The sequence below is a fragment of the Longispora fulva genome (assembly GCF_015751905.1).
GTDB classification, from domain to species: domain Bacteria; phylum Actinomycetota; class Actinomycetes; order Mycobacteriales; family Micromonosporaceae; genus Longispora; species Longispora fulva.
Genome location: NZ_JADOUF010000001.1, coordinates 7,704,064 through 7,728,595 on the forward strand (window position 1 = coordinate 7,704,064; position 24,532 = coordinate 7,728,595).

Here is a 24,532-nt window from a genome sequence, read left to right on the forward strand (position 1 = left end):
CCGTCCCGCCCGCGACCCGGTCGCCTACGCTCGCGGTGAGCGTTGGATCGGCGCACGGTGGCTCGCGGGGGCTGACGGAGGAAGGCGTGGATGAGGTTCGGCATCCTCGGCCCGGTGCGGGTCTGCGGCGCTGACGGGGACTGTCCGTCCATGCAGCCCAGACAGCGCGCCGTCCTGGCGTATCTGTTGCTGCACGCCGGGCGGCCGGTGTCGGCGGACCGGCTGGTGGCGGCGATCTGGGGCGACGCCCCGCCGGTGACGGCCAGGGCCCAGGTGCAGGTGGCCATCTCCACCCTGCGGGGCGTGCTGCGCCGGGCGGGTCTCGCCGACCTGTTGGAGACCCTGCCGGCCGGCTACGCGTTGACCCCCGGGCCGGACGACTTCGACCTGGACGCGTTCACGGCGCGGGTGTCGCCGGCGGACGCCGACGCGGGGGCGCTCCGGGCGGCTCTGGGGCTGTGGCGCGGGCCGGCGCTGGGCGACGTGGCGGCCCCGTACGCCGACGCGGTCCGGACCCGGTTGGAGGACCTGCGGCTGACCACCCGCGAACGGCTGGCGGACCGCGAACTCGACCGGGGCCGGTACCGGGAACTGGTGGTGGAGTTGACGGAGCTGGTCGCGGCGTACCCGTCGCGTGAACGTTTTCGGGAGCAGCTGATGCTCGCCCTGCACGGCTGTGGCCGGACCCGGGACGCGCTGCGCGTGGCGGACGACTTCCGCCGGCTGCTCGCCGAGGAGCACGGCCTGGACCCGCGTCCCGGGTTCGCGGCGTTGGAGGAGTCGATCCGCCGGGCGGATCCGGCGCTCGCGCCCGGGGCCGCGACCCGACCCGCGCCGGCCGCCGCCCGGCCCGCGCCGGCCCCGGCGCAGCTCCCGCCGGACGTGCTGGACTTCACCGGCCGCGCCGACCAGCTCGAACTGCTCGACGGTCTGCTGCCGGACCACGGCCGGCCGGGCGCGACGGCCGTGGTGCTGACCACGATCGCCGGCGTCGGGGGCGTGGGGAAGACGGCGTTGGCCGTGCACTGGGCGCACCGGGTCCGGCACCGGTTCCCCGACGGCCAGCTGTACCTGAACCTGCACGGTTACTCGTCGTCGACAGGCCCGTTGCGGCCGCTGGAGGCGTTGACCCGGCTGCTGCGGGCGCTGGGCGTGCCGGGTGCCCGGATCCCGACGGAGCTGGACGCGGCGGCGGGGGCGTACCGCGACCTGGTGGCGTCCCGGCGGATCGTCGTGGTGCTGGACAACGCGAACAGCCCGGAGCAGGTCCGTCCACTGTTGCCGGTCGGGCCTGGCAACCTGGCCCTGGTGACGAGCCGCGACCGGCTGGCCGGCCTGGTGGCCAGGGACGGGGCCCGCCGGATCACGCTCACCCCGCTGGGGCCGGCGGAGGCGCTGGAGCTGTTGACCCGGATCGTCGGGGCCGACCGGGTGGCGGCCGAGCCGGTGGCGGCCGCCGAGCTGGCCGTCCTGTGTGGACGTCTGCCGCTGGCGTTGCGGATCACCGCGGCCTTCCTGGTGGACCGGCCGGACACCGGGCTCGCGGCGCACGCCGCGGCGCTGCGGGAGGGCAACCGGCTGCTCGCCCTGACCGTGGTCGGCGACGAGCAGTCGTCGGTCCGGGCGGCGTTCGACCAGTCGTACGCTGCCCTCGCCGCCGACGAGGCCCGGCTGTTCCGGCTCCTCGGGGTCACCCCCGGCGCGGACCTGACCGTCGACGCCGCCGCCGCGCTGGTCGGGGTGGCGGCGCACACGGCGGAGTACCTGCTGGACCGGCTGGCCGCCGCGCACCTGGTCGAGGAGCACGCCCCGGGCAGGTACACGATGCACGACCTGGTGCGGGAGTACGCGGCGCTCAGAGCGGCGGGGGAGGCGACGGCGGACGCCCTGGGCCGCCTCGTCGACTGGTACCTCGTCGTCCTGCACGCCGCCGGTGCCCTGATCGCCCCGCAGCGCGACCGGGTCACGCTGTCCGCGCGCCACGGGCCGGCCACGCTGCCCTTCCCGCCCGACGCGCACGACGCGATGGTGTTCCTCGACGCGGAGCGGGCCAACCTGGGGCCGGTGGTCCGGCTGGCCGTCGAGCGGGGCGACGACGCGGCGGCCTACGAGCTGGCGTACCGGCTGAGGGACTTCTTCGTGAACCGGGGGCACGGCCCGGAGGCGGTGGAGATCTTCCAGCAGGCCCTGGAGGTCGCCGAACGGCTCGGGGACCCGGCGGACCTGGCGAGCGCGCACGTCGACCTCGCGACGGTGTACCGGCAGATCGGTCGGGCCGCCGACGCCCGCTCGCACCTGCGCGAGGCCATCGAACTGCACCGCTCGACGGGTGACACCGCCGGCCTGGCCGCAGCCAACAACCTGTTCGCCGGCCTGTGCGTCACCGAGGGCCGCTACGCCGAGGCCGTCGGCCCGCTGGAGGCGGCCCTGGGGCACTTCGAGGAGACCGGCGACCTGTTCCGCGTGTCGGTGGCCCTGATCAACCTGGGGATCTGCGCCGCGGAGGGCGACAGGTCCGCCGACGCCGTCGGGTACTTCCGCCGGGCCATCGTCCTGCAACGCCGCACCGGCGACAGGCGGGGCGAGGCCATGTCGCGCAACTGCCTGGGCATCGCGCACCAGAAGCGCGGCGAGTACGCCGAGGCCGCCGACGCGTTCGCCGACGCCCTCACGATCTGCCGGGAACTCGGCGACCTGCGCGGCGAGGGCGACGTGCACAACAGCCTCGGCGACCTGCACCGGGTCCGTGGCGGGTACGGGCCGGCCGTGGAGCACCTGCGCCTCTCGTTAGCGATCAAGCACCGGCTGGGCGACCTGCGCCGGGCGAAGGACGACCTGGCGCTCCTCGGCGAGGTGCTGCTCCTGCTGGGCCGGCGTACGGAGGCCCGCGAACACCTGGAACAGGCCAGGGCGCTGGACGTCGACCCGGCCGGCCCCGACACGGAGGCCCGGATCGCCGCCGGGCTCGCGGCTCTTACCCCGGTGACCGACGGGCCGACCATCACCTAGTCTCCTGAGGTATGGGGGTGCGGCGGTGACGGTGCGTTTCGGGCTGCTTGGTCCGGTCCAACTGGTGATCCACGGTCGTTCGGTGGTGTTCTCCGCCCCCCGGCACCGTGCCGTGCTCGGCTTCCTCCTCCTCAACGCCCGCCGTCCCGTCCCGCCCGAGCGGCTGATCGACGCTATCTGGGGCGAGATGCCACCCGACCGGGCCCGGGGCCAGATCCAGGTCGCGGTGTCCGCGCTGCGCCGCACCCTCCGCGACGCCGGCGCCGAACACGTCCTGGCGACGAGACCCGCCGGGTACGTGCTGGACGTCGCCCCCGACGAGCTCGACCTGGACCTGTTCACCACCCTCGCCGGGTCGCCCGACGCCGCCCGGCTCCGCGAGGCGCTGGACCTGTGGCGCGGGCCGGCGCTCGCCGACGTGACGGCCCCGTACGTGGAGCCGGCCCGCTCCCGGCTCACCGACCAGCGGCTGACCGTGGTCGAACGGCTCGCCGAGCTGGACCTGGCCGCCGGCCGGCACGCGCTCATCGTGGACGAGCTGGCCGCCTGGATCGCGGAGAGTCCGTTCCGCGAGCGGCTGCACAGGCACCTGATGCTCGCCCTGCACCGCCTCGACCGCCAGCCCGACGCCCTCGCCGTGGCCAGGGACTACCGGCGGCTGCTCGCCGACGAGCACGGCCTGGACCCCGGCCAGGAGTTCACCGACCTGGAACGCGCCATCCTCGCCGACGACCCGGCCCTGCGCCCGGTCCCTGGTCCCGTGGCGACCCGGCCGGCCGGCCCCGCCCAGCTCCCGTCCGACGTGCCGGACTTCGTCGGCCGAGCCGAGGAGCTCGCCCGGCTCGACGAGCTGTTCGACGGCGCGGGCGCCGTCGTGATCAGCACCATCGAGGGCACGGGCGGCGTCGGCAAGACCGCACTGGCACTGCACTGGGCGCACCGGGTCCGCGACCTCTACCCCGACGGCCAGCTGTACGTGAACCTGCACGGCTACTCCGCGACGGAACCCGTGCGGCCCCTCGACGCGATGACCGGGTTCCTGCGGGCACTCGGCGTGCCCGGAGAGGAGATCCCCGTCGACCTGGCGGAGGCGGCGGCCCTGTACCGCACCCTCCTCGCTGACCGGCGGATTCTCGTCATCCTCGACAACGCCAGCGGCCCCGACCAGGTCCGGCCGCTGCTCCCGGGCAGCCGGGGCAGCCGGGTCGTCGTCACCAGCCGCGACCGGTTGGCCGGCCTCGTCGCCCGCGACGGTGCCCGCCTCCTGGAGTTGGGCGTCCTGCCCCCGGACAAGGCGGTGGAACTGCTCACCCGGGTGCTCGGCCGGCGGCGGGTGGCCGCGGAGCCGGACGCCGTCGCCGAGCTGGCCGGGCTGTGCGGCGGCCTGCCGCTGGCTCTGCGGATCGCCGCGGCGCACCTGGTCAGCCAGCCGCGACGCGACATCGCCGGTTACAACGCCGAACTCCGGGCCGGGGACCTCCTGGCCTCGCTGGAGGTCCCCGGTGACGAACTCGCGTCGATTCGGGGCGTCTTCGGGCACTCCTATCGGGCGCTCGCCCCCGAAACGGCGCGACTCTTCCGGCTCGTCGGACTGCTCCCGGGCGCGGATCTGACGGCGGGGGCCGCGGCGGCCATGGCGGGCGTCCCGGTGGACCGGGCCATGACCCTGCTGCGGGAACTCTCCGACGCCCATCTGCTGGAGTTCGACGGCGGTGACCGGTTCGCCCCGCACGACCTGATTCGGGTGTACGCCCGGCAGTTGGCCGAGGCGACCGACGCCGACGACGACCGGCGCGCGGCCGCCGAGGCGTTGTTGCACTGGTGTCTTGCCACCTCCGACGCCGCGGCCAGGCTGCTCTACCCGCAGTTCACCCGGCTCGATCCGCCGAAGTCCGGGCATCCGGGCTTCCCGGACTCGCAGGCGGCCCTGGCGTGGTTTGAGTCGGAGCGGGGCAACCTGGTGTCCACGGTGGAGTATTTCGCCGACCGGGCTCCGCAGCCGGCCGTATGGTTGCTCGCTGACGCCATGCGCGGCTTCCTGGCCGTCGGACAGCACACCGCGGACTGCCTGACGGTCTGTCGCACCGGGATCCGGGTCGCGGCGGCGGCTGGCGACCAGCGCGGCCAGGCGGCGTTGGAACTCAGCCTGGGCAACACGGCCCGGCACCGGGATCTCGCCGCGGTGCACTACCAGCGGGCGCTCGAGGCGGCCCGGTCGGCGGGCTGGCTCGCGGTCGAGGCGGCGGCCGAGGGAAACCTGGCCATCGGCGACGTCAACGCCGGTCGGTTGGACGCCGCGATCGAGCGGATCACCCGGGCGATGGAGATCGCCCGACGGACCGGCCAGGTGGCCGGATCGCCGACCGACCTCTGCAAGCTGGCCCACATCCACCTCATCCAGGGCCGGCTCGCCGACGCCGCGGACCACAGCCTGCGGGCGCTCGCGCTGTTCCGCGAGATGGGCGCGGTGAGCGGCGAGGCGAACGCCCTGCATGGCACGGGCAACGCGTACCTCCGGCTGGGGCGGTACGAGGAGGCGCTGGAGCTGCAGACCAGGGCGGTGGAGTTGTTCGGAGAGGTGGGCCACCACTTCACCTCGGTGGCGCTCGTCGAGGTGGCCGTCGCGTGCTGCGCGCTGGGCCGGCGGGACGAGGCGGTGGCCCACGTCGAGGCAGCCCTGGCCGGGGTGCGGACCGTCGGCAACGGGATGTTGGAGGCCGACGCGCTGATCGCCGTCGGGGACCTGGCGCGGACGCCCGTCGACGCGATGGCGGCGTACGACGCCTCGCTGACCCTGGCCAGGAAGCTGGACCTGCCGGAGACCCGGGCCGCGGCGCTGCTGGGTCTCGCGGACTCCCACGCCGTGCTCGGGGACCCGGCCCGGGCCGAGGCCCTCGCGGGGGAGGGCCTGTCCGTGGCGGTCCGACACGGCTTCCGGCTCCAGGAGTGCGAGGCGAACACCCGGCTGGCCGAGTTGCGGCTGCGCGCCGGCGACCGTGAGGCGGCCGTCCGGTACTCCCGGCGCGCCGTCGAGATCCGGGAGCAGACCGGCTACCGGTTCCGTGAGGCGCGGACCATAGCGGCACTGGCCGCCAGTACCGAATAGGGATCTTTGTATTGCCAACGCCCCCCGGCGGTGGCACTCTGTGCCGGTGGACGATCGGGGCAATGCCGTTTGTGTGATCGGTGCCGGGTCGAGCGGCCTGGCTGCGGTGAAGAATCTGCTGGAACACGGCTTCGCCGTCGACTGCTACGACCGGGAGACCGGCATCGGCGGCGCGTGGAACATCCGGCACGACCGAAGTCCGGTGTACTCCAGCACCCACCTGATCTCGTCGAAGCCGATGACCCAGTTTCCGGACTTCCCGCTGCCCGACCACTGGCCGGACTACCCGCACCACTCCCAGCTGCTCGCCTACTTCGAGCGCTACGCCGACCATTTCGGCCTCCGCGAGCACATCTGGTTCGGCACCGAGGTGGTCTCCGCCGACCCGATCGAGAACGACCGGTGGCGGGTCCGGGTCCGGCCCTCGCACGGCGGCGGCGCGGAACGCGAACTCAGCTACGCGGCCGTCGTCGTCGCCAACGGGCACAACTCGCACCCGCGGACCCCGGCGCTGCCCGGCATCGAGGACTTCCGGGGCAAGGTCATCCACTCCTCGTCCTACAAGGACGCCGCCGTGTTGCGCGGCAAGAAGGTGCTGGTGATCGGCGGCGGGAACACCGGCTGCGACATCGCGGTCGAGGCCGCCCAGCAGGCGGCCGGGTGCTGGCACTCGACCCGGCGCGGCTACTGGTACGCGCCGAAGTACGTCTTCGGCCGCCCCGCCGACCAGGTCAACGACGCGACCCAGTGGCTGCCGCTGCGGCTGCGGCAGTGGGCGTTCCATCGGGTGCTCCGGCTGACCGTGGGCGACCTGACCCGCTTCGGCCTGCGCAAACCCGACCACAAGGTGTACGAGACGCACCCGATCGTCAACAGCCAGCTCGTCTACTACGTCGGCCACGGCGCGATCACCCCGGTGACGGACGTGAAGCGGTTCAACGCCCGCACCGTCGAGTTCGAGGACGGCACCGAGGCGGAGCCGGACCTGGTCGTCCTGGCCACCGGCTACGCGCCCCGGTTCGAGTTCCTCGACCCCGGCATCCTCGGCGCGAACCCGCCCCGGCTGTGGTTGCACATGTTCGCCCCCCGGCATCCGACCCTGGCCGTGGCCGGGCTCGTGCAGCCGGACTCCGGCCAGTTCCCGCTGGTGCACTGGCAGACCCAGGCCATCGCCCGCTGGTTGACGCTGCGCACCACGAACCCGGAGCGCGCGGCCCAGATCTGGGCCGGCGCGGCCGACCGTGCCGAGTGGCGGTGGACGAAGGCCAAGGTCAGTGCCACGGAACGGCACTGGTTCGAGGTGTCGCACGTGACGTACCTGAAGGCCGTCGAGAGTCTGCTGAAGGAGTTGACCGCGTGATCAGGGTCCTGCGGCAGCGCGACTGGTCCAAGCCGGTGAAGCCCGTCGCCCGGGAGGTGCGCTCGGCGCTGCCCGGCGACGACAGGTACCCGCCGCTGCTGTTCGTGGGCCGGCCGGCCGAGTTCTTCGCCGAGCACTGGCTGGACCGGTGCGCCGAACGCGGCTGGTCCGCCTACACCGTCACCCCGCGCGCCGGCCGGCTGGTCGGCGTCCGCGAGCACTGCCACGACGTCGTGCAGGTCGCGGCGTCCCTGCCCCGGCAGGCGGTGCTCGTCGGCCACGGGCCGGGCGCGCGGTGGGCGGCGGCGGCGCTGACCCGGTACCCGGCGAGGGCCGCGGTCCTGATCGACCCGCCGGCGCGGCTGCCGGACGAGGACGTGGTCGGCCCGGCGCAGGTGCTCCTGGTCGGCGCGGCCGGCCGGGCCCTGACAAAGGCCGGCGAGCACTACAAGGTGACCCCGACCCTGCTGTCGGACCCGCGCCGCCTGACGGACCCGTCCTGGCTCTACCCGCTCGAGGGCCTGCTGGACTGGTTGGAGCAGACGATCAAACCCCGTTAGACGGTTACGCCGCGCCCCTCCACCGGCGCGCGGCGGCGCGTCGGTGGAGACTCAGACCCTGGCGCCCTGGTCGGGGTCGTAGTCCTCGTCGTCCCCGGGCTTGAGCAGCATCACCAGCATCACGACCGCCGAGACGATCCCGATCAGCCCGGCGAACTGGACCAGCTGGTCGGAGATCGGCAGCAGCTCCGGCCAGAACAGCAGCAGCACGCCGACCGCGAACACCAGCACCGAGGTCACGACCCGCTTCGTGGGCCGGGGCAGCGGCGGGGGCGGGGGCGGCACGTAGTGCTCGTCCTCGTCGTCGAGGTCCTCGCCGAAGGTGTCCAGGCCGTCGAGGAGGCCCTGCCCGTCCGGCTCCGGCCCGCGCGGGCTGAGGCCCGACTGGGCGGTGAGGTCGGTGAGCTCGACGGACTCGATTTCCGGTCGTTCGGGAGCGTCGGTGTGATATCCGGCGACTATCCGGGCGAACTGGGCATCCACGTCGTCCGGGTCCGGCTCGGCCCGCTCGGCGTCAGCGTTCACCCGTGATCCTCCGCCCCTCTGAGATCATTCGTCCACAGCATCGTGACACGTTTCCACCCTCGGGTCACAACACCCGGGACGGTTCATACGGTTGAATGGTCACCAGCTCACCCGATCGTGCGGAGGATGATGTGCTCTACTGGGTGCTCAAACACCTCGTGATCGGTCCCTGGCTCTGGCTGTTCTTCTGGCCCAAGGTCGAGGGGCTGGAGAACATTCCCGACGAGGGCCCCGCGATCCTGGCGAGCAACCACCTGTCCTTCTCCGACTCGATCTTCCTGCCCCTGGTCGTGCGCCGGCGGATCACGTTCGTCGCCAAGGCGGAGTACTTCAACGGTACGGGCGTCAAGGGCTGGATCAACCGGATCTTCTTCGGCGGCACCGGCCAGATCCCGGTCGACCGCAGCGGCGGCGGCGCGGGTGCCGGCGCCCTGGAGACCGGGGCCCGGGTGCTCCGCGACGGCCACCTGTTCGGCATCTACCCCGAGGGCACCCGTTCCCCGGACGGCCGGCTGTACCGGGGGAAGACCGGCGTCGCCCGCCTCGCCCTGGAGACCGGCGCACCGGTCGTCCCGTGCGCCATGGTGAACACCCACCTCGTCCAGCCGCCCGGCCGGATCTGGCCCCGGATCATGCGGGTCCGGATCAGGATCGGCGCGCCGCTGGACTTCTCCCGCTACGACGGCTTCGTCGGCGACCGGTTCGTCGAGCGCTCGATCACCGACGAGGTGATGTACGAGCTGATGGAGCTGTCCGGCCAGGAGTACGTGGACGTCTACGCCGCCAAGCTCAAGAACCAGCCACCCGTAACGGTGTGACCGTCGCGGTCAGCCCCAGGGTGGCCAGCCCCGGTGCGGCGTTGCGGGTCGCGAACGTCCGGGTGTCGGCCACCAGCGCCGGCGCCGCCGGGTCGCCGGCCGCCTCGTAGGCCCGGGCGGCCAGGGCCACCGCGATCGCCTGGTCGGTGAGGTCCCCGATCTGCTGGTAGAGCTCGGCCGCCCGGACGAACAGCGCGCCGGCCTGGCGCTGGTCCCCGCCGACCATCGCCGCGGACGTGACGGCCAGGGCCGCCTCGACCCACGGGGTGCGTCGGGGCGAGTCCTCCAGGACCTTGTGCAGCCGGTCGGCGGTCGCGGGCCCCGCGAGGGCGGCGGCGAACGCCGCGGCCGCCACCCACTCCCGGCTGGCGATGATCCGGGTCGGCAGCCAGTCGTCGATCAGCTCGCCGAGCAGGACGGCGGTCTCGTCGAACCGGCCCTGCAACGCCCGCAGGAACGCCCCGTGCCCGACCGTGGACCACAGTGGCCGGTGGAAGCCGGTCCGCCGCGCCATCGCGATCGCCCGGGACACCTCGTCCTCGACAGGGGCCTCGCCGTCCTCTGCACCGGCCGGCGCGGGCGTCCTGCGGGTCTCTCCGGGGATGCCGCACAGTTCGCGGACCCAGGCCCGGATCACCCGGTTCTGCAGGTCCCACTCGCCGCTGGGGGTCTCCAGGAACGCGTCGGCGGCGGCGAGCAGGCGCGGCCAGTCCCCGGCGAAGAAGCTCCACATCGCGTCCTCGGCGAACGAGGTGACCGTGCCGTGCCGACTCGTGACGTCGGAGTTGAGGTACTGGTCGATCAGGAGTCGGGAGCCGGCCATGTCGCCGTCCTCCTGCATGGCCCACGAGATGTTGATCGCGACCCGGTTGACGGCCGGCAACTCCCGTCCCCGGCAGTACGCGAGGGCGTCGTCGAGGTCCTGGCGGCCGGTCGGGTCGCCGGCGAGCACCCGGGCCGTACCCATCGTGATCATCGCGGACGCGCGGATCTCCACCAGGTTCAGCCGGTCGGCGATGTCGAGCGCGGCGGCCGCGGCGTTGGCCGCCGGGTCGTGCTCGTAGTTGAGCATGTGCATCCGGGACAGCTCGGTGAACGCCGTGGCCTTCTCGACGGAGTCCGGGAGCTGGGTGAACAGCTCCACGGCCCGCTCCAGCCAGCCGACGGCCGTCTCCCGGTCCGCGGTCATCGTCGCCACGCTGCCCGACAGGGTGGCGGCCTGGGCGGCCCCCGCGAGGTCCCCGATCGCGTGCAGGCGTTCGCCGAGCGCGCCGAGCTGCTCGACCCCGCCGCTGCGCAGGAACGAGTCCCGGTCGCGGTAGTAGGCCAGCTCGGTGACGAGGAGTTCGAGCTGCAGGCGGCCGGTGGCCAGGTCGGGCTCGTCGTCGGGGCACAGCTGCATGGCCCGCTCGGCGTAGGTCGCGGCCCGGTCGAGGCCGTACAGCCGGTAGGCGCGGCGGGCCGCGGCGTGCAGGGCCACCCGGGCCGCGCGGGCGTAGCGCTCCGGCTCCAGGCCCAGGGACAGGGCGATCTCGTAGGCGGCGGCCCGGTGCCGGGCGGTCACCTCGGCCAGGTCGTCGGCGCGGCTCGCTGACACCCCGGTCAGCCAGGTGGCGGTGCGTTCGTGGCGCGCGATCCGCTCGGTGCGAGGGAGGCGCTGGTAGCAGACCTCGCGGACCAGGACGTGCCGGAACCGGTACTCGGCCTGACCGGCCATCGTGGACTCGTGCTGCTCGCTGATCAGGTCGCGCTGCTCCAACCGGCGCAGGGCCTTCTCCACGGTCTCCACGGAGCGCCCGACGGCCGCGGCCACCGCCCCCGGCCAGAACGTCGCGCCCACCACCGCCGCGGCCTGCAGCACCGTGCGGTCGGCTGCGTCGAGCAGGTCGATCCGGTTGGCGATCACCGCGTGCACGCTGTCGGGCATCGGCAGGTCGTCGTCGCCCCGCAGCGACCAGCTGCGCTCGCCCCGGCGCAGGGTGCCCCGCTCGATCAGCATCCGGGCGTACTCGTGCGCGTACAACGGATTGCCGCCGGCGAACTCCACGAGCGGCGCGAGCATCTCGGCCGGGAACGCCGCCTGGCCGAACATCTGCGCGTACATCGTGGCGATGTCGGTGTCCCGCATCGGCGGCAGCGCGATCGTCAGCGAGCCCGCGACGGCCCCGGCCCAGGACGGCTCGCGTTCGAGCAGCTCCTGGCGGGCCGTGCACAGCACCATCAGCGGCAGGTCCCGCGCGCCGCCGACCAGCAGCTCGATGAAGTTCAACAGCGCCGGATCGGCCAGATGGATGTCCTCGAACAGCAGCACGGTGGGCCGCTGCGACGCCATCGACCGCAGATAGCGCCGCCACAGCGAGCTCGCGTCCTCCGCCGACAGCTTCGTGCCGGACAGCCCGACGAGGGGGGCCAGCGCGTCGGCGAGCCGACCGTCGCTCTCCGCCCCCGACTCGCGCAGGGCGATGGTCAACCGGTGCCGGGCCGTCTCGGCCCCGTCGGTGTCCAGGATGCCCGCGTGCGCCTTGACGATGTCGGCGAGTGCCATGAACGTGACGTCCTCGCCGAACGGCGGGCAGTACCCGGTCCGCCAGGCCACCGGCGCGTCCAGCATCCGCTGGGTGTGCGTGTACAGCTCCCGGACGAGCCGGCTCTTGCCGATCCCGGCCCGCCCCAGCACCGTGACGAGCTGCGGGGTCCGCTCGGTGACGGCGCGTTGCAGGGCGTTGGTCAGCAGGCTCAGCTCGTGCTCGCGGTCGATCAGCGGGGTGTGGTCGACCTCCTCGGGCGGCCGGCGGCGGACCGGCGCCTCGGCCAACCACACCTCGGTCGCCGCGGACCGGCCGCGCAGGGTGAGCGGGGCCTGCTCGGCGTAGCGCACCGCGTCGCGGGTCGCCGCGTAGGTCGTCCCGCACACCAGGACCCCGCCGGGCGGCGCGGACTGCTGCAACCGGGACGCGGTGTTCACGACGTCACCGGCCACGATGGCCTGACCGCCGTCCCTGGCCGCCGCGACGTCGACGAGGGCCTCGCCGGTCACGATGCCGACCCGGAACTTCAGCCCGGCGTCCGGCGCCTCCCGGATCAGGGCGCGTTGCAGCTCCAGGCCCGCGCGCACGCAGCGCAGCGGGTCGGTCTCGGTGGCCACGGGCGCGCCGAACAGCGCCATCACCGCGTCCCCGATGTACTTCTCCACCACGCCGCCGTGCTGGCGGATCACCCGGCGCGCGGTACCGAAGAATTTGTGTTGCATGGCTCTGACCTGCTCGGGGTCGACCCGCTCGCCATAGGACGTGGAGTCGATCAGGTCCACGAACAAGACGCTCACCCGACGGCGGTCCTCGTGGCTGGCCGGCTGGTTGGTGGCGTCCCCGCCCCCGGCGGCGGCACCGCAGCCGGTGCAGAACTGCGCGTCAGCCTTGAGCGTGCGACCACAATTGGCACAGTCCAGGGACAGTGACTTGCCGCAACCGCCGCAGAACCGGTCGTCGTCCGCGCCCGGGCGGCCACAGTGTGTGCAGCTTCGACTGGAGATGCCCCTACCCCCTGTAGATCATCGGCCGACGCCGAGTATGCCGGGAAGTCTCCCATGAACGGAATGGGCTGTTCGGATGCCGACAGTGGGCATGCGCTTGTCAAGAGTTTGTGTCTACAGTCAGCGCGGCTATTTCTTATAGGAGGGGGAGGGGCATGGCTCAGGTAACGCTGACCAAGGACTGGACGGACCCGAAGGGGCAGGTGCACCACGCTGGCGAGGTGCTCGCTGTGGACGACCTCACGGCCGGCCAGCTCGCCGCGCAGGGCGTCTGCGACTGGGTGGGCCCGAGCGCCAAGGACCCGAAGACCGATGGCTGGGTCGGCCCGAGCTGACCGCGGGCACGGCGCGCACGACACACGACAATGGCGGGACCCGGTGACCCGGGCCCCGCCATTTCGCTGCGGGAAAATGTGCACCATCTGAAAAGGACCGCTGACTGGCGGTCTACCGGTCCGGCATGCCCGCCCGCCGCCGCAGCGACAGGATGTCGGTCAGCACGATCCTGCGGCCCTCGGTGCGCAGCCAGCCCCGGTTCGCGAAGGAACCGATCGCCTGGTTGACGCTCTGCCGCGAACCGCCGGCCATCTCGGCGAGCTGGCTCTGGTTGAGCTCGATGGTGACCATCGTCGCCGGCGTCTCCCCGGCCAGCCGGACCAGCGTCTTGGCGACCCGGCCCGGCAGGTCGAGGAACACGTGGTCGGCGTTCTGCTCGGTGAGCCGGCGGATGTAGCCGCCCAGTGCGCGCAGTACGGGGTCGAGGATCCGCGGGTTGGCGTGCACCAGCTCCAGGAACGCTCCCCGGGACAGTGCCAACGCGACGCAGTCCTCGATCGCCTCGGCGGACGCCGAGCGCGCGGCGCCGTCGAGCAGCGCGATCTCACCGATGACGCCCGGTGGGCGGGCCACGTGCAGCACCGCGCGTTCGCCGGTCGGCGCCGTGCGGAAGACCGCCACCGCACCGCGCTTGAGCACGATCAGGGACTCGCCGGGATCGTTCTCGACGAAGAGCAACTGCCCCTTGCGGTACGTGCGGGGCACGGCGGCGGCGAGCACACGCTCCCGCGCCTCTGGCTCCAGCCCAGCGAACAACTCCACGCCGGTGAGCGCGTCGGTGGGATCCGGAAGGCGAGCCTCCACGGTAGTACTCCTCCCCGGTTTACTTCTCATGCAACCGAACACCACAGATCATGCACGGTTGTCGCGCTATGTACATCCCCCATATCGGTCTCCCGACAGGGCACCGTTCGGGTACAAAACCGATTCGGCGGTGCAAGTGAGCGTTCCAGAGTACGCGGAGCGGGGCGTCCGCCCAGGTCACCGGGGGGTGCGTACCCTGTCTGGGTGATCTACCGTTATTTCTACGACTGCGAATTCATTGAGGACGGCCGGATCGTCGACCTCGTTTCCATCGGGGTGGTGGACGAACACGGCCGCGAGTTCTACGCCGTGTCGACCCAGTTCGACGACTCCAAGGCCGTGCCGTGGGTCCGCCGCAACGTCCTGGACAAGCTGCCGTCGCCCTCGGACAAGGCGTGGCGCAGCCGGGACCGGATCCGCGACGACCTGCTGGCGTTTCTCACCGAGCCCCTGGAGCCGGGCGACGAACTGGAGCTGTGGGCCTGGTACGCCGCCTACGACCACGTCGTCCTCGCCCAGCTCTGGGGGGCCATGCCCGCCCTGCCGAGGATCATCCCCCGGTTCACCAAGGAGCTGCGCCAGGCGTGGGACGACGCCGACCGCCCGCACCTGCCGGCCGCGCCCCCTGACCAGCACGACGCGCTCGCCGACGCCCGGCACAACCTGGCGCGGTGGAACGCCATCCGTCACTGAGTGCGACTACAGTGGGAACCGCGGCCCCGGGGCCGGCAACGGCGCCGCTCGTTCCTAGGTGGTTCGCACTCTTTTTCGCGATCCAACGAAGGGATCCACAGCTATGCGTATCGGTGTGCTGACCGGCGGCGGGGACTGCCCGGGTCTGAACGCGGTGATCCGTGCCGTGGTGCGCAAGGGCGTCACGGACTACGGCCACGAGTTCGTGGGCTTCCGGGACGGCTGGCGCGGCCCGTTGGAGGGCGACACCAAGCCGCTGGGCATCCCCGAGGTCCGGGGCATCCTGCCGCGCGGCGGCACGGTCCTCGGCTCCTCGCGGACCAACCCGTTCAAGATCGAGGGCGGCGTCGAGCGGATCAAGGCGAACCTGGCTGACCTGGGCATCGACGCGCTGATCGCGATCGGCGGCGAGGACACCCTTGGCGTCGCGGCGAAGCTGACCGAGCTGGGCGTGCCCGTCGTCGGGGTGCCCAAGACGATCGACAACGACCTGGGCGCGACCGACTACACGTTCGGCTTCGACACGGCCGTGAACATCGCGATGGAGGCCATCGACCGGCTGCACACGACGGCGGAGAGCCACCACCGCACGGTCGTCGTCGAGGTGATGGGCCGGCACGCCGGCTGGATAGCCCTGCACTCGGGCCTCGCCGGCGGCGCGAACGTGATCCTGCTGCCGGAGCAGAGGTTCGACCTGGACAAGGTCGTCGAGTACATCGAGACCCGGTTCCAGACCCGGTACAGCCCGATCGTGGTGGTCTCCGAGGGCGCGATGCCGTCCGACGGGGACATGGTCACCCAGGGTGGTCAGCTCGACGCCTTCGGCCACGTCCGGCTCGGCGGCGTCGGCCAGTGGCTCGCCGACCAGATCGAGAAGCGCACCGGCAAGGAGGCCAGGGCCGTCGTCCTCGGCCACATCCAGCGGGGCGGCACGCCGACGGCGTTCGACCGAGTGCTGGCGACCCGGTTCGGGCTGCACGCGATCGACGCGGTGCACGAGGGGGACTTCGGGAAGATGGTCGCGCTGCGCGGCACCGACATCGTCCGGGTGCCGCTCGAGGAGGCGACCCGCGAGTTGAAGACCGTGCCGGCCGCGCGCCTGGCCGAGGCCGAGGTCTTCTTCGGGTAGGAATCGTCGGTGTCCGGGCCGGGCCTGCCGGCCCGGCCCGGACGCGCCAGTGGTCCGGGCTCGGGCCCGGGCATCGCCGGTCCCGTCGCGGCCCGGCCGTCAGGACAGAGAGGAATACGCGCGTGGACACCGTTGCCGTCATCGGAGCGGGCAAGATCGGCGAGGTGCTGCTGACCGGCCTGGTCAAGGCCGGCTGGCCGGCCGGCAGGCTGATCGCCACCGCCCGCCGCCCGGAACGCGCCCAGGACCTGCGCGACCGGCTCGGCATCCGGGTGCTCGACAACCTCGGCGCCGTCGGCGAGGCGGAGGTCGTGGCGATCGCGGTCAAACCCCAGGACGCGGGGGTGCTCCTCGAGGAGCTCGGCGGCAAGATCCCCGCCGACAAGCTGGTCATCTCCCTGTGCGCCGGCCTGCCGACCACGTTCTTCGAGCGCCGGCTCCAGCCCGGCACCCCGGTGATCCGGGTCATGACCAACACGCCGGCCCTGGTGGACGAGGCGATGACGGCCATCTCCGCCGGCGCGCACGCGTTGCCGGCGCACATGGCGCTCGCCGAGGAGCTGTTCAAACCGCTGGGCAAGACGATCCGGGTACCGGAGTCCCAGCAGGACGCCGTGACGGCCCTGTCCGGCTCCGGCCCGGCCTACTTCTACTTCCTCGTCGAGGCCATGATCGACGCGGGCATCCTCCTCGGCCTGCCCCGCCAGGTGGCCAGGGACCTGATCGTGCAGACGGCCATCGGCTCGGCCGTGATGCTCCGGGACTCCGGCGAGCACCCGGTGACGCTGCGCGAGGCGGTGACGTCCCCGGCCGGTACCACGATCAGCGCGATCCGGGAACTGGAGAACCACGGGGTGCGGGCGGCGCTGCTGGCGGCCCTGGAAGCCGCCCGAGACCGAGCCCGCGAAATCGCTCAGCAGAGTGAGGCCCTCTGAGGGCGACGATGCGTGCGTTGGGTGGCCGCCTGCATACAACACCGGTATGCAGGCGGCCACCCGCCTTCGCCTCCCCGCCCTCAGAGGGCCGATCAGGTTAGATCAAAACCCACAGGTCAAGTGCCTAAAAGATCAAGTGCCGTGGATATTCACTCACGTGCGCACGGGTTCCACGCGACTACGCAACGCCGTAGGGTGATCACAACTCGTAGTCGAAAGGGGGCTACCCATGCGGCGAGTACTCCTGGCCCTGGGCACCACCATCGGGGTCCTGCTGATCTCCACTCCGGCGTCGGCGTTCGCTCACGACCGGGTGCACAACGTCTACCTGCACGCCCTGCTGGATGTCCTCACCCTGGCGGTGGTCTCCGCGCCACTGTGGACCGCGTACCTCTGGGGCGGCAACCGTAAGGCCTTGCTCATCGCGCTCGTCGCGGTGGTCCAGATCCCGGTCGGGGTCGTGGCGTTCGTGCCCATCCTCAACCCGTGGTTGCACGGCGTCGCCCTGGTCGGCGCGCTCGTGCTCACCGGGTCGGCGCTCTGGTCCACCCGGCGGCTCGGCCGGGCGGAGCAGCACGCGCCCGTCACCGAGTGATCTGACCTGCTGTCGGTCGGTCTGCGAGAGCGCGGCCGGCCGGCGGCACCTCACGTCCACGGCCCGGAAGGCCACGGCGGTCCCGCTGGGCCCGCCGGCACGGCCCGAACGGCCACGGCGGTCCCGGACGGCGGCGGCCCGCCCGAACGGCCTGCTCCCACCGCGCGAATGAGGCACCGCCCCCTGGCGCCCTGCGGGCCCACCCGCGCGGCACACCTGTCGGCCGGACAGCGCAACAGCGCTCCGACCTGCGGAAATGAACCGGCCGGCGGCACCCCCACAACAGGGTGCCGCCGGCCGGTGACGTCGGGGGTGCTACTTCTTCGGGGTACGCGCCACGCAGATCACGGACTGGCCGAACGGCGCGCCGAACACGCTCTCCCACGCCCGGGTGACCGGGAGGACGAACTTGTCGTAGATCCGGACGACCGGGCCGGGCTTGGGGGCCTGGCCGAGGAGCTTGGCGGAGACGAAGTACCCGAAGAAGCCGAGGATGTTGGCGTACTTCAACACCTCGATCTCCAGGCCGGCCTCCAGCATGGCGGCGCGCATGGTCTTCTTCGTGTACCGCCGGACGTGGCCGGTCGCGATGTCCACCTTGCTCATCGCGATCATGAACGCCGGCACGACGACCACGATCGCGGAACCCGGCTGGAGCAGCCCGGACATGCTGCGCAGGGCACCGACGTGGTCCTCGATGTGCTCGAGCACGTTGTAGGTGACCAGGCCGGTGTGGTGGCCGATCTCGTCGGTGGGGAGGAGAAGCTGGCGGACCTCGACGTTCGGGGCCTCGACGGCCATCCGCTCGGCGAGCTCGCGGAGTCGGGTCGGCTCCGCCTCGGTGCAGGTGAAGCGGCGGACGCGCGGTGCCCACTCGAGCGCGTAGTCGCCGAAACCGCTACCGACCTCGATCGGGTCGTCGCCCAGGTAGGGGAACGCCATGGAGGAGAACCATTTGCGGTGGTTGACAGCCTCGGCGAGGCCTTCGAGGACCTCTTCCTGGACCTGCTGGTCTCCACCAAGATCGGTCATTTCAGTACTTCCCTCACTTGTTTGCCCGATTTTGTGCGGTCAAAATGTGGGGACCGCTCCGGGCACCTTACCCGATGCTACCGAGCAACCTGTGAGCCGTGTGACATGCACGGCAAGGTGGTGATGGGCACCGTCCCCGAGCGCAAATGGTTTACTGGCTCGTGCTTGCTACCTCGCGTCTCCGGGTTCCCGTGTGGTCGGCCCCGGCCCTGGTGATGTTCGCACTGGGCCTGTGGCGGCTGGGTCGGCCGGGCATGTGGGCCGACGAGTTGGCCACCTGGGGCGCGGCCCGGATGCCGGTGGGGAACATGCTCCGGATGCTCGGCGAGGTCGATGCCGTCGACGGGCTGTACTACCTGGTCATGAACCTGTGGGTCCACGTGGCGGGTTCCTCGGAGTGGGCGCTGCGGTTCCCCTCGGTGCTGGCGATGACGGCGGCGGCCGGCCTGCTCGCCGTGCTGGGGCGCCGGCTGGTGTCCTACCGGGCCGGGCTGGTCGCCGGGGTGGCGTTCGCGCTGGTCCCGGCCGCGTCGCGGTACGCGCAGGAGGCCAGGGTCTACCCGTTCGTCATGCTCGGCGCGATCGTGGCGACGCTGCTGATGGACCGGATCCTGCGCCGGCCGTCGAGGCGGCTCCTGGTCGGGTACGCCGTCACGGTCGCCCTGATGGGCCTGCTGCACATCCTGGCCATCCTGATCGTGGCCGCGCACGGCGTGGTGGCGCTGCTGTCCCTGTGGCGGTCGCGGCGGCCGGTGTTCTGGCGCTGGTTCCTGGCCGCCTCGCTCGGGGTGCTGCCGGTGCTGCCGCTCGTCTGGCTGTCGACGGAGCAGACCAGGCAGGTGAGCTGGATCCCCGAGTCGAGCGTGCGCACCGTGATCGCGCTGCCGGAGAAGTTGACCTCGGTGGCCGCGGTGGGTGGTTTCCTGCTCGCGCTGGCGGTGCTCGCGTACTCGCGCCGCCGGTCCTCGATCCTCGTGCTGTCCTGGTTCGTGGTGCCGCCGGTGGTGCTGTTCGCCGCGGCCCAGGTCCACGAGCTGTTCTGGTACCGCTATCTCCTCTTCACCCTCCCGGCCCTGGTTCTGGCGGCGGGCATCACGCTCGCCCGGGCCAGGCTCGTGCCGGTCGTCGCCGGGCTCGTGGCGCTCGCCGCGCTCGGGGCGAACATCAACCTGTTCTACCGCTGGCCGGACGGCCACGAGCACGACACCCGGGGCGTGGGCGCGCTGATCGCCGCGGAGTTCCGCCCGGGCGACGCCGTCGCGTACGCGTTGCACGAGCCGGTGGTGCCGTGGGAGGCCCGGGACGTGGTCGCCCGGTACGTCCCCGCCGACAAGCGGCCCAGGGACGCGTTCGCGCTGGTCGGGCAGCGGGCCGGCGACAACTTCCTCGCGAAGGAGTGCCCGGACGACCAGCTCGTGCGGTGCCTCGCGGACGCGCCGCGGGTCTGGGTGATCCGGTTCGAGGACAAGAAGCTGGCCGACCCGCTGAAGGATCTCACCGACCCGAAGTGGGAGTCCGGGGCCAAGGAACGGCTGCTCAGGGACGACTACCGGCTCGAGCACGCCTGGGCGAAGCGCGCCTTCACGGTCGCCCTGTACGTCCGCAGCTCCTGACGCCCCCGTCGGCGAGCCCCACCGCGAGTCCGGTCACCTCGTCGCCGGTCCGCAGCACCCGCACGTCGGGGCAGCCGCCGCGGACGGCGTCCCACGCGCCGTCGGGCCTGCGGGCGGCGGCGGCCCGGCAGTGTTCCTCGCCGACGTACCCCCAGGCCATGAACACCTCGTCGTCGGCGTAGCTGTACACGCCGACCGACTCCGTGCGGTCCCCGGCCGGGCGGCGGTAGAAGGCACCGCGGAGACCGGGGACGGGCGTACCCTCGAAATCCACGTCCTCGATGATCTTGTGCACCTGGTACTGGGTGATATCGGGCATATCCATCGTCTCCATGATCGGTAAACGATAGTGCGTCCGGTACGGCTCCCGACGAGTGGGACTAGCCACCTCGGCGATGTGCGACCCCGACCGTCGCACTAAGGTTGACTCGTGCAACAGGAATGGCATCAGTTCCGGAACCCTGGCCTCCAGATCACCCGCCCGGCGAACACCGCCGAGGCCGCGTCCCTCGGGATCGACCGATGGCGCGAGCTCCCCCGTGAGCAGATGCCGCCCTGGCCGGACTATTCCGTGGTCGAGCAGGTCGCCGACGTCCTGGCCACCGTGCCGCCGATCGTCGCGCCCTACGAGGTGGACCAGCTCCGCGAGCGCCTCGCGCTCGTCTGCGAGGGCAAGGCGTTCCTGCTCCAGGGCGGCGACTGCGCAGAGACGTTCGCGGACAACACCGAGTCGCACATCCTGGCCAACGCGCGCACCCTGCTCCAGATGGCCGTCGTGCTCACCTACGGGGCGAGCATGCCGGTGATCAAGGTGGCCCGGGTCGCCGGCCAGTACACGAAGCCGCGCTCGGCGGCCCTGGACGCCTTCGGCCTGCCCTCCTACCGGGGGGACATGCTCAACTCCCTGGAGATGACCGAGGAGGCCCGGGTCAACGACCCGCAGCGCATGATCCGCGCCTACGCGAACGCGTCGTCGGCGATGAACATGCTGCGCGCCTACCTGGGCGGCGGCCTGGCCGACCTGCACGCGGTGCACGACTGGAACAAGGACTTCGTGCGCACGTCGGCGGCCGGCGAGCGCTACGAGGCCATCGCGCGCGAGATCGACCGGGCGCTGGCCTTCATGCGAGCCTGCGGCCTGCGCGACGACGAGGCGCTGCGCACCGTCACGCTGTACTGCTCGCACGAGGCCCTGGCCCTGGAGTACGACCGCTCGCTCACCCGGGTGTCGCACGACAAGGCCTACGCCCTGTCCGGCCACTTCCTCTGGATCGGCAACCGGACCCGGCAGCTCGACGGCGCGCACCTGGACTTCATCAGCAAGGTCGTCAACCCGATCGGCGTGAAGATCGACGCGGCGTGCACCCCGGACGAGGCGATCGAGCTGGCCGAGAAGCTGAACCCGGAGAACATCCCGGGCCGGCTGACGATGATCTCCCGGATGGGCAACGGCAAGGTCCGCGACGCCCTGCCCGGCATCGTCGAGAAGGTCACGGCCGCCGGACACAAGATCGTCTGGCAGTGCGACCCGATGCACGGGAACACGATCGAGGCGTCCAACGGGTACAAGACCCGGCACTTCGACCGGATCGTCGACGAGGTGCTCGGCTTCTTCGAGGTGCACCGCGGCCTGGGCACCCACCCGGGTGGCCTGCACGTCGAGCTGACCGGCGAGGACGTCACCGAGTGCCTGGGCGGCGCGCAGGCGATCGAGGACCGGCACCTGCCCGACCGCTACGAGACGGCGTGCGACCCGCGCCTCAACACCCAGCAGTCCCTCGAGCTCGCCTTCCTCGTGACGGAGATGCTCCGGGGCTAGCCCCTTGTCAGGCGGGGTGTCGCCTTCCTTCCGGGGAAGAGCGACACCCCCTTTTTTTTTGGTTACGAGTGGTCCCTGCCCCGGTGGTGTCGGCCGGAGCCCAGCGTGCCGGGGCGGTGGCCGGTCAGGCTAGGGCGCGCCGTTGATCGGGACCGGGAGGAAGCGCAGGCCGTCCTGCTCGCGGTGGCAGACGCCGCTGGTCGGCTGGGACCAGTAGCCGGCGAGGCACTGGCCGAGCATCGCGTGGCCGAGCTCGTTCGGGTGCAGGGACTCCCGGGAGATCACCCCTTCGGGGCTCCGGCCGGGGCCGGCCTCAGGGGTGCCGTCCGCCTTCAGGCGGAGGCTGATCCCGCGGGTCCACTTCGGCTCGTCGCCCGGCGAGCACACCTCCCTGTCGTCCATCGCCGCGGTCAGGTCGAGGAAGTCCACGGCGGCGGCCTGCGCGGCGTCCCGCATGGTGGCCGCGAGCAGCGGGACGAACGTGCCCCGCGCCCATGCCGCGTCGTCGTCGTGGAACGGGCAGCCGTGCAGCACCCGGGAGAACCTGCTGTCCCACCGGTTGTGCACGGGCAGCGGCGACGGGTAGGACTGCAGCACGATCCGCGCGTCGCCCTGCCCGGTGTCGGCGAGCACCCCGCGCACCTGGGCCAGCACCGAGTCGAGCCGGGGCCGGAGTGCCGTGAGTCGGTCGGCCACCTTGGGCGCCCAGTCGTCCTTGCAGCTGGCGGTGGTCAGCGCGTACCCGACGGCGCAGTCGGTGACGATCTCCGTGAAGCCCGCGTCGTTGGCGCCGACGGTGATCAGGACGAGCCTGATCCGGTACTGCTCCGCGGCCTCCCGCAGCGCCTGTACCTGCGGCTTCTCCCCGCCCTGGCCCCGGACCAGCACGTCGGCGGTCTCCGCGCCCGAGCAGGCGAGGTTGACCACGTTCGCGCCCGGGATCCCGGCCGCGGCGAGCTGGGCGTGGTTCGAGCGGTGGCAGTCGGCGTTCGCCCCGTCGTGGTAGTCGCCGGCCCCCTCGCCGGAGGCGATGCTGTCGCCGAGCGCCACGACGGCGTCCAGCGGTGGCGGCGCGGCGGGCGGAGGGACGGCCAGCGCGACCCCGGGCGTCAGGAGCAGTGCGGCGAGCGGCAGGAGGGCTAACCGGGTTCTCAATGTGTACCCCTTCCATTGTTATATGACCGCTTTCTACGGTATTGAGGCCTTGATCACCACCTGTTCCGGAGATCCCGGCCACTAGTCCGTGACCGCCCCCGACGAGTCGATCTACGATGGCTGGGCTAAGGGCTCACCATGAGCACGCGCTGGGGGTGGGGCTGCGCGTCTCTTTCGGCACACTCGAAAGGGATGTCCCTTGGCTGCCCTGGCCTCGTACCGGGGGCTGTGGTCCGTGACCGGACCTGGTTTCCTCCTGCTCGCCTTCCTCGCCCGCCTGCCCGCAGCGATGGGCGTCGTCGGCGCGCTCACCCTCGTCGTCACCACCACCGACAGCCTCACCGCCGCGGGGATCGCCGCCGGCGCGCTCGGCGTCGGCTCCGCGCTCGGCGGGCCGGTGGTGGGCTCCCTCGCCGACCGGTACGGTCAGCGCCTCGTCGGCGTCGCCGCGGCCCTGATCGACGCGCTCGCCTACGCCGCACTGCTCTACTCGGCCCTCAGCCACGCCCCGCTCGCCGTCACGGCCGGCGCGGCGGCGCTCGCCGGGTTCGCCACCCCGCAGGTCGGGCCGCTGGTCCGGGTGCGCTGGGCGGCCCTGCTCGGCGATCTGCCACCCGGGCCGAACGGCCGGACCGCGCGGCCCGGCGCGCGCACCGTCGCCGAGCGGCAACGGCTCATGCCGACCGCGATGTCGTACGAGGGCACGGCCGATGAGACGGCCTACATCACCGGCCCCGCGCTGGTCGGCGTCCTCGCCCTCACCGGGCACCCGACCCTGCCGCTGATCGGCGCGATCGCGCTGCTCGTGGTCGCCGGCACCCTGTTCGCCGTGCACCCGACGGCGCCGCCGGTGCTCCGGGTGCCGTCCGACGCGCCGCGCGACCGGTTGACCCCGGACCTCTGGGGCCTGGTCGCGGCCATGGTGTTCATCGGCGTCGTCTTCGGCGCGACCCAGACGGGCATCACGGCCCTGGCCAGGGATATCGGCGAGACCGGGGCCGGGGGCCTGGTGTACGCGGTGATGGGCGTCGGCAGCATCGTCGCCGGCCTGCTCACGGCCGCCCTGCCGACCCGGTTCCGGGTCTCGCTGCGCTATGTCGTGTTCGCCGTCGCGCTGTTCGTCGGGGCGGCCCCGCTGCTGCTGGTCGACTCGCTCGGCTCGGCGATGGCCGCGCTGGCGTTCCTCGGGGTGGCGGTCGCCCCGTACCTGATCACGGGGTACGTCCTGGCCGAGAGGATCACCGTGGCCCGGCGGGCCGGCGCGGCCATGACGCTGATGGCCAGCGGCGCGGTCGCCGGCAACGCCGTCGGCTCGGCGCTCTCCGGCGTCCTCGCCGACCGGTACGGCTACCAGGGCGCCTTCACCGTGCCCGTCGTCGCCGGCCTGCTCGCCGTCCTCCTCGCGGCGACCACGGCCCCACGCCTGCGCCGGGTACTCGCGACCCTGCCCCCGTCGCCCACGCCGGCCACCGCGCTACCGACAGCGGTGCCCGCGGCCAGGCGGTAGAACC

General features: G+C 72.4%; 19 protein-coding genes. 13 read left to right on the top strand and 6 right to left on the bottom strand.

Going from position 1 to position 24,532, the window contains the following annotated elements; translation table 11 throughout:
* The first annotated feature begins 90 nt into the window (after nucleotides 1-90).
* The 4 genes from IW245_RS35655 to IW245_RS35670 are packed head-to-tail and all read left to right on the top strand — an operon-like array spanning nucleotide 91 to nucleotide 8,035.
* On the top strand, nucleotides 91-3,009 hold the full coding sequence (locus IW245_RS35655; RefSeq protein ID WP_197007492.1) for an AfsR/SARP family transcriptional regulator: 2,919 nt from the start codon (nucleotides 91-93) through the stop codon (nucleotides 3,007-3,009).
* A 25-nt stretch (nucleotides 3,010-3,034) separates the two neighbouring features.
* A complete protein-coding gene (locus tag IW245_RS35660; RefSeq protein WP_197007493.1) occupies nucleotides 3,035-6,115 on the top strand; it encodes an AfsR/SARP family transcriptional regulator in 3,081 nt (1,026 codons plus the stop codon).
* Nucleotides 6,116-6,125: 10 nt separating this feature from the next.
* Entirely contained in the window at nucleotides 6,126-7,475 is a 1,350-nt protein-coding gene (locus IW245_RS35665; protein ID WP_233473082.1) for a flavin-containing monooxygenase, read from the top strand.
* A complete protein-coding gene (locus IW245_RS35670; protein ID WP_372445320.1) occupies nucleotides 7,475-8,035 on the top strand; it encodes an alpha/beta fold hydrolase in 561 nt (186 codons plus the stop codon). The genes IW245_RS35665 and IW245_RS35670 overlap by 1 nt, the downstream gene beginning before the upstream one ends.
* A 51-nt stretch (nucleotides 8,036-8,086) precedes the next feature.
* Here IW245_RS35670 and IW245_RS35675 read toward each other — a convergent pair whose 3' ends face one another.
* A complete protein-coding gene (locus IW245_RS35675; RefSeq protein WP_197007496.1) occupies nucleotides 8,087-8,560 on the bottom strand; it encodes a hypothetical protein in 474 nt (157 codons plus the stop codon).
* Nucleotides 8,561-8,691: 131 nt separating this feature from the next.
* On the opposite strand from IW245_RS35675, the gene IW245_RS35680 reads away from it, so the two are divergent.
* Nucleotides 8,692-9,378, top strand: coding sequence for a lysophospholipid acyltransferase family protein (locus tag IW245_RS35680; protein ID WP_197007497.1), 687 nt, complete (start codon nucleotides 8,692-8,694; stop codon nucleotides 9,376-9,378).
* On the opposite strand, the gene IW245_RS35685 is transcribed toward IW245_RS35680, so the two are convergent.
* Nucleotides 9,350-12,910 carry an adenylate/guanylate cyclase domain-containing protein gene (locus IW245_RS35685; protein ID WP_197008857.1) on the bottom strand — a complete coding sequence of 1,187 codons (3,561 nt, stop codon included), beginning with the start codon at nucleotides 12,908-12,910 and terminating at the stop codon, nucleotides 9,350-9,352. The genes IW245_RS35680 and IW245_RS35685 overlap by 29 nt on opposite strands.
* Before the next feature lie 155 nt (nucleotides 12,911-13,065).
* On the opposite strand from IW245_RS35685, the gene IW245_RS35690 reads away from it, so the two are divergent.
* A complete protein-coding gene (locus tag IW245_RS35690; RefSeq protein ID WP_197007498.1) occupies nucleotides 13,066-13,245 on the top strand; it encodes a hypothetical protein in 180 nt (59 codons plus the stop codon).
* 112 nt (nucleotides 13,246-13,357) lie between these two features.
* Here the strand turns inward: IW245_RS35690 and IW245_RS35695 are convergent, their stop codons facing one another.
* On the bottom strand, nucleotides 13,358-14,050 hold the full coding sequence (locus IW245_RS35695) for a Crp/Fnr family transcriptional regulator (protein WP_197007499.1): 693 nt from the start codon (nucleotides 14,048-14,050) through the stop codon (nucleotides 13,358-13,360).
* Nucleotides 14,051-14,254: 204 nt separating this feature from the next.
* On the opposite strand from IW245_RS35695, the gene IW245_RS35700 reads away from it, so the two are divergent.
* From IW245_RS35700 to IW245_RS35715, 4 genes are all read left to right on the top strand, one after another.
* Complete coding sequence (locus IW245_RS35700) at nucleotides 14,255-14,743, top strand: polyadenylate-specific 3'-exoribonuclease AS (RefSeq protein ID WP_197007500.1); 489 nt, start codon at nucleotides 14,255-14,257, stop codon at nucleotides 14,741-14,743.
* A 103-nt stretch (nucleotides 14,744-14,846) separates the two neighbouring features.
* A complete protein-coding gene (locus tag IW245_RS35705; RefSeq protein ID WP_197007501.1) occupies nucleotides 14,847-15,872 on the top strand; it encodes a 6-phosphofructokinase in 1,026 nt (341 codons plus the stop codon).
* Nucleotides 15,873-15,994: 122 nt separating this feature from the next.
* Entirely contained in the window at nucleotides 15,995-16,807 is an 813-nt protein-coding gene (gene proC, locus IW245_RS35710; protein ID WP_197007502.1) for a pyrroline-5-carboxylate reductase, read from the top strand.
* Between the two features lie 229 nt (nucleotides 16,808-17,036).
* Nucleotides 17,037-17,402: a hypothetical protein gene (locus IW245_RS35715; RefSeq protein WP_197007503.1), complete on the top strand. Its 366-nt coding sequence runs from the start codon at nucleotides 17,037-17,039 to the stop codon at nucleotides 17,400-17,402.
* 315 nt (nucleotides 17,403-17,717) lie between these two features.
* Here IW245_RS35715 and IW245_RS35720 read toward each other — a convergent pair whose 3' ends face one another.
* Nucleotides 17,718-18,434, bottom strand: a complete 717-nt coding sequence (locus IW245_RS35720) for a class I SAM-dependent methyltransferase (protein ID WP_197007504.1) — start codon at nucleotides 18,432-18,434, stop codon at nucleotides 17,718-17,720.
* 146 nt (nucleotides 18,435-18,580) lie between these two features.
* On the opposite strand from IW245_RS35720, the gene IW245_RS35725 reads away from it, so the two are divergent.
* Nucleotides 18,581-20,047 carry a glycosyltransferase family 39 protein gene (locus IW245_RS35725; RefSeq protein WP_197007505.1) on the top strand — a complete coding sequence of 489 codons (1,467 nt, stop codon included), beginning with the start codon at nucleotides 18,581-18,583 and terminating at the stop codon, nucleotides 20,045-20,047.
* Here IW245_RS35725 and IW245_RS35730 read toward each other — a convergent pair.
* Nucleotides 20,016-20,372: a hypothetical protein gene (locus IW245_RS35730; RefSeq protein WP_197007506.1), complete on the bottom strand. Its 357-nt coding sequence runs from the start codon at nucleotides 20,370-20,372 to the stop codon at nucleotides 20,016-20,018. The two genes, IW245_RS35725 and IW245_RS35730, sit on opposite strands and share 32 nt — an antisense overlap.
* A 105-nt stretch (nucleotides 20,373-20,477) precedes the next feature.
* On the opposite strand from IW245_RS35730, the gene IW245_RS35735 reads away from it, so the two are divergent.
* A complete protein-coding gene (locus IW245_RS35735) occupies nucleotides 20,478-21,866 on the top strand; it encodes a class II 3-deoxy-7-phosphoheptulonate synthase (protein WP_197007507.1) in 1,389 nt (462 codons plus the stop codon).
* Nucleotides 21,867-21,995: 129 nt separating this feature from the next.
* Here IW245_RS35735 and IW245_RS35740 read toward each other — a convergent pair whose 3' ends face one another.
* Entirely contained in the window at nucleotides 21,996-23,021 is a 1,026-nt protein-coding gene (locus IW245_RS35740; protein WP_197007508.1) for an SGNH/GDSL hydrolase family protein, read from the bottom strand.
* A gap of 199 nt (nucleotides 23,022-23,220) precedes the next feature.
* Between IW245_RS35740 and IW245_RS35745 the strand changes: the two genes are divergently transcribed.
* Entirely contained in the window at nucleotides 23,221-24,528 is a 1,308-nt protein-coding gene (locus tag IW245_RS35745; RefSeq protein ID WP_197007509.1) for an MFS transporter, read from the top strand.
* Nucleotides 24,529-24,532: the final 4 nt, after the last annotated feature.